This is a genomic window from Candidatus Symbiopectobacterium sp. NZEC135 (genome assembly GCF_025962695.1).
The window spans coordinates 1-512 of the sequence record NZ_JAGFPF010001547.1; the positions used below are offsets into that span (position 1 = coordinate 1).

Below are 512 nucleotides of genomic sequence, written 5' to 3' on the forward strand. Positions count from 1 at the left end.
TTGAGCTTGAACAGACGGCGCGACTGATTGAAGCGCATCTGGCGGATTATCGCATCAACGGCAGCGTGGTGGGGTACGATGCAGGGCCAGTGATTACCCGTTTTGAGCTGGATTTGGCTCCCGGCGTGAAAGCCGCGCGTATTTCCAACCTGTCACGCGATCTGGCGCGCTCGCTGTCGGTTGTGGCGGTGCGCGTGGTGGAAGTTATCCCCGGCAAACCGTATGTCGGGCTGGAACTGCCGAATAAACTGCGCCATACGGTTCATCTGCGCGAAGTGCTGGATTGCAAGGCATTTCGTGATAACCCGTCGCCACTGGCGGTGGTGCTGGGCAAAGATATTGCCGGTCAGCCGGTAGTGGCCGACCTGGCGCGGATGCCGCATCTGCTGGTGGCCGGGACGACAGGATCGGGTAAATCTGTCGGCGTGAATACCATGATTATCAGCATGCTGTACAAGGCAACGCCGCAAGATGTGCGCTTTATCATGATCGACCCCAAAATGCTGGAGCTG

1 protein-coding gene is annotated in these 512 nt (G+C 58.2%); it reads left to right on the forward strand.

Going from position 1 to position 512, the window contains the following annotated elements; translation table 11 throughout:
- Positions 1–512, forward strand: a 512-nt coding sequence (locus J5224_RS35295; RefSeq protein ID WP_264629424.1) for a DNA translocase FtsK, incomplete at both ends; no start/stop codon positions are given.